The following is a 4,785-nucleotide window of genomic DNA, read 5'->3' on the forward strand; positions in this document are numbered from 1 at the left end:
CGCACTACTACCTGTCGGAACAGATCCCGCTCGCGCGGGCCCTCGACTGGCTCACCGAGTACAACGCGCAACGCCCGGTCACCGAGCGCGTCCTGCTTGCGGCGCTGCTGCTCAAGGCGGTCGCACTGGCCACCCGCCGGTACCCCGAAATGAGCGGATTCTGGACCGACGGCGAGTTCCACCCGGCCCCGGCCGCGCACGTGGGGGTGGCGGTCTCCCTGCGCCAGGGCGGGCTGATCGCCCCGGCGATCCACGACGTCGCCGACCTCGCCCTGCCCGAGCTCATGGCGGCCCTCGCCGACCTCGTCAAGCGCGCCCGGGCGGGCTCGCTGCGCAGCTCGGAGATGTCCGACCCCACCGTCACCGTGACCAACCTGGGGGAGGAAAGCGTGGACTCGGTGTACGGGGTGATCTACCCGCCGCAGGTCGCACTGGTCGGTTTCGGCAAGCCGACCCGGCGCCCGTGGGTCGACGGCGACGCGGTGCGGCCCGTCCCGGTGGTCACCGCGACCCTCGCCGCGGACCACCGGGTCAGCGACGGCCGGCGCGGCGCCCTGTTCCTGGCCGAGATCGCCGAACTGCTCCAGCACCCGGAACGACTGTGAGGTGAGATCGTGACCACCGACGAGACCAATACCGGCGAGACCGCCCGTGCCGACATCCGCGCCGCCGTCGTCGCCGCGATCGCCGACGTCGCCCCCGAGATCGAGGACATCGAACTGGCGGGGGACCGGCCGCTGCGCCAGCAGGTCGACCTCGACTCGATGGACTGGCTGAACGTGCTGATCGGACTGCGTTCGTCGCTCGGGGTGGACATCCCCGAGGCGGACTACGCGCACCTGAGCACCCTCGACGGCCTGGTCGGATACCTGGCGCAGCGCCTCGGGCGGTGAGGCCGCACCAGATGACCCGAGAACTGTGCCCGGCCGGTCTCACCGGGTGCATTCTGTGAGAAGAACGACCGACGGGGATGCAGTCGTGGACGGGGACATGGCCGGGAACGATCCACTGTGTGGACGAGTCGGGGAGATCGTCGTGGCGCTGCGCAGGCTGTCCGCCGCGCTCGACGAGGGCGACGAGTTGCCCGAGCTGCTGCACCTGCTCGTCGGCAACGTCGTGAAGATCGTGCCCGAGACCGGCATGGCGGGGGTGACGGTCCTGCGGGGCGGCCGCCCCGAGACGGAGGCCTGCAGCAATCCGCTGCTCTACGAACTCGACCACGCCCAGTACCTCGCCGGCGCCGGCCCGGGCCTCGACGCCGTGCGGACCGGCCAGGTGGTGCGCGCGGACCGCGCCGAGATGCGGCGACGCTGGCCGGCGTTCGCCGAGCGCGCGGAACGGTTCGGGACGGCGAGTTCGCTGGCCGCGCCGCTGCGGATCGACGACGAGACGGCCGGATCGTTCAACCTCTACAGCGAGCACGACCACGGGTTCGATTCTCTGGACGAGACGCTGGTGGAGGTGTTCACGACGGCCGTGGAGACCGCACTGCGGCAGGCCCGTCGCTGTGCCCGGGCCCGGGCGGAGATCACGCAACTCGATCGGGCCCTGCGCTCGCGTCCGACCATCGACCACGCCGTCGGGATCGTCATGGCCGCGCGCGGTCTGACCGCCGAGGAGGCCTTCGCCGTGCTGGTGCGCCAGTCCCAGCACGAGAACGTCAAGCTGCGCGACGTCGCTGCCCGACTGGTCGCCCAGCTCACCCCCGCCGGAACCGACCCGCGGCCGGGTCCGATGACCCGGGACCGGTGACCGTTCCTATCGGCAGCACGCACGGCCCGTCGCCGTCCCGCGAAAATCCTCGCGGGCAAGGTTTCACGAACGCCCACGGAGGTATCTCTCCGGCAGCCGCAGCCACTCCGCTCCGGTCACCTGTTCGAACGAAAGGAGCCGGCCATGGCCGAGCACGCAGGACGAACTATGACCCGGACACCGGTGCAGACAGCCGCCCTCGCTGTCGGTGTGGTGTTTCTCCTCGTCGGCATTCTCGGGTTCGTTCCCGGAATCACGACCAACTACGACACCATGACGTTCGCCGGGCACGAGTCCGGGGCGCTGCTGCTCGGGATCTTCGGGGTCTCCATCCTCCACAACATCGTGCATCTGCTCTTCGGTGTGGCAGGCGTCGCGATGGCCCGCACGGTCGGTGCCGCTCGGTCCTACCTCATCGGCGGCGGCATCATCTACCTGGTGCTGTGGCTCTACGGACTGGTGATCGACAAGGACAGCTCGGCGAACTTCGTGCCGGTCAACTCCGCCGACGACTGGCTGCACTTCGTGCTCGGGGCCGCCATGATCGCCCTCGGCTTCCTGCTCACCCGCCGGACCACGACGCACCGCACCGTGTCCGGCACCCGCTGACAGCCACCCACCGACCCGTCGCCGGTCCTCGCCGCCAGGAGCGAGGACCGGCGACGTTCGTGTGCACCCGCGGATCGTTCCGTCCTGCGGGCACGGCCCAGCCGGGCTCGACCGCACGGCGAGCCCGGCCGAGCCGTGGTCACCTCCGTGGCCCGCTCCTGCGACGCTGGACCACCACGTAGACGACCACCCCGACGAGAATGAGAATGCCCAGAACCTCCATGACCGTCGGATACCCGCAGAACCCGTGACGAAGCAGCGGTCCGGTGCCCGGCGCGCGCCGGCCACCGGCTCCGCCGCGGGGGCAGCCCCACGATCGGTCGCGGAATCGGCGTCGCGCACCCCGGGGCGGGGTCCACAATCTCTCGCATGGACCGCGCGATCGCGCGGGAGACGGGAGCGGCGACGGATGGAATGGGGAAGTGTGCTCGTCGACAGCGTCTGGTGGACGCTGAAGGCGTATGTGATCACAACGGTGGTGTTCGTCGTCGTGGTGGCGCTGCTCGCGCGAACGACCCACTGGGGACGGCAGTGGTGGCGCATCGCGTGGCCCTACTTCGATCCGCGTCGGGGCCTCGGCCCGCTCGGACTCGTGGCCCTGGTTCTGCTGTTCACCGTCTTCGCGGTGCGGATGAACGTGCTGTTCTCGTACTGGTACAACGACTTCTACACCGCGATCCAGGACCTCGACGAGGCCGCGTTCTGGCGGTTCATGCGGGTCTTCGCCGTGCTCGCCACCATCCACGTGGCGCGCAGCCTGGTCGCGTACCTGCTCGGTCAGACCCTCGACATCCACTGGCGCACCCAGTTGAACAACCGGCTCGTCGACACCTGGCTCGACACCGGGGCGTTCTACCGGGACCGGTTCGTGGACAAGCCGGTGGACAACCCCGACCAGCGCATCCAGGTCGACGTCACCGATTTCGTCACCACCACCCGCGTCCTGTCGATGGGGGCGGTCACCGCGGTGCTGTCCATCGTCAGCTTCACCGGCATCCTGTGGGACCTGTCGGGCCCGATCACCGTGTTCGGCACCGAGATCCCCCGCGGAATGGTGTTCCTGGTCTACATCTACGTGCTGGTCACCACCGCGGTGGCGTTCTGGATCGGCCGGCCGCTGATCCGGCTGAACTTCCTCAACGAGAAGCTCGGCGCCACCTACCGCTACGCCCTGGTCCGCGTCCGCGAGTACGGCGAGAACATCGCCTTCTACCGCGGCGAGAATGTCGAGCGGGGTGGCCTGCTGGGCCGATTCGCCGCGGTGATCCGCAACTGGTGGCGCATCGTGTTCCGGATCCTGAAGTTCGACGGCTTCAACCTGACCGTCAACCAGATCGCGGTGATCTTCCCGTTTCTCATCCAGGGGCCGCGGCTGTTCGCCGGTCAGGTCACCCTCGGTGACGTGATGCAGACCGGCAACGCCTTCGGTCAGGTCCACGACTCGCTGTCCTTCTTCCGCGAGTCCTACGACGACTTCGCCGCGTTCCGGGCGACCACCATCCGTCTCAACGGCCTGGTCGACGCCACCGACCAGTCCGCGAAGCTGCCCGTCCTCGTCGCGACCGAGCAGGGTGACACCCTCGACCTGCGCGGTCTCGACGTGCGGACCCCGGCCGGCCGGCCGCTCGTGACCGGCCTCGACATCCACGTGTCCCCCGGCGAGGCGCTGCTCGTCCGCGGCGCGTCCGGCAGCGGCAAGACGACGCTGCTGCGCTCCCTCGCCGGGCTCTGGCCGTACGCCCACGGTCGGATCGCGCGTCCGGACGGCGACGCGCTGTTCCTGTCCCAGGACCCGTATGTGCCGCTCGGGACGCTGCGCGAAGCGCTGTCGTATCCTCGTCCGCCCGTACGGGACGAGGCGGAACTCGGCGAGGTGCTCGAACGTGTGCACCTCGGGCACCTGAGGGAACGCCTCGACGACGACACCGACTGGGCGCGCGTGCTGTCCCCCGGGGAGCAGCAGCGCCTCGGGTTCGCGCGGGTGCTGCTGGCCCGGCCGCGGACCGTGTTCCTCGACGAGGCCACCGCCGCCGTCGACGAGGGACTCGAGCACGCGCTCTATCGCACCGTGCGCGAGGCGCTGCCGGACAGCGTCATTGTCAGCGTCGGGCACCGCAGCACCCTCGACAGCTTCCACGACCGGGTGCTCGAACTGCAGGGGGAGGGTCGCTGGACGGTCACCGAGAGCGTCCGCTGAGCTCCACGCGAGGTCACCGGGCGAATCACCCCGAGACGTGTCCACCGCCCGACGGCGGAACTACGCTGAAAGCGCGGTGACCTCGATGCCGGCGACTGCCGGCGGGCATGTCCGAGCGTCGGCACCCGGTGTCCGGTCCCGAGCCGGGATGCTCGTGCGGCAGCCGAGGAGGACACCATGCACCACAGCACTTCCTACCGGCGGCGTCCGCGCGGTTCGATCGCCAC

At 70.0% G+C, this 4,785-nt stretch carries 5 protein-coding genes; all 5 read left to right on the top strand.

Features of this window, described 5'->3' with window-relative positions; all coding sequences use genetic code 11:
• Positions 1-605, top strand: a 605-nt coding sequence (locus CQZ88_RS00040) for a 2-oxo acid dehydrogenase subunit E2 (protein ID WP_180986904.1), incomplete at its 5' end; no start/stop codon positions are given.
• 9 nt (positions 606-614) lie between these two features.
• On the top strand, positions 615-893 hold the full coding sequence (locus CQZ88_RS00045; RefSeq protein ID WP_006946663.1) for an acyl carrier protein: 279 nt from the start codon (positions 615-617) through the stop codon (positions 891-893).
• Positions 894-978: 85 nt separating this feature from the next.
• Positions 979-1,752: a GAF and ANTAR domain-containing protein gene (locus tag CQZ88_RS00050; protein WP_050035323.1), complete on the top strand. Its 774-nt coding sequence runs from the start codon at positions 979-981 to the stop codon at positions 1,750-1,752.
• Positions 1,753-1,920: 168 nt separating this feature from the next.
• The gene (locus CQZ88_RS00055; RefSeq protein ID WP_102799048.1) at positions 1,921-2,361 is read left to right on the top strand and encodes a DUF4383 domain-containing protein; all 441 of its coding nucleotides are present in this window, start codon (positions 1,921-1,923) and stop codon (positions 2,359-2,361) included.
• 409 nt (positions 2,362-2,770) lie between these two features.
• On the top strand, positions 2,771-4,558 hold the full coding sequence (locus CQZ88_RS00060) for an ABC transporter ATP-binding protein/permease (protein WP_044476532.1): 1,788 nt from the start codon (positions 2,771-2,773) through the stop codon (positions 4,556-4,558).
• The last annotated feature ends 227 nt before the right edge of the window (positions 4,559-4,785 follow it).

It is taken from the genome of Rhodococcus sp. ENV425 (assembly GCF_002887785.1).
In the GTDB taxonomy this organism is placed as follows: Bacteria; Actinomycetota; Actinomycetes; order Mycobacteriales; family Mycobacteriaceae; genus Rhodococcus; species Rhodococcus aetherivorans.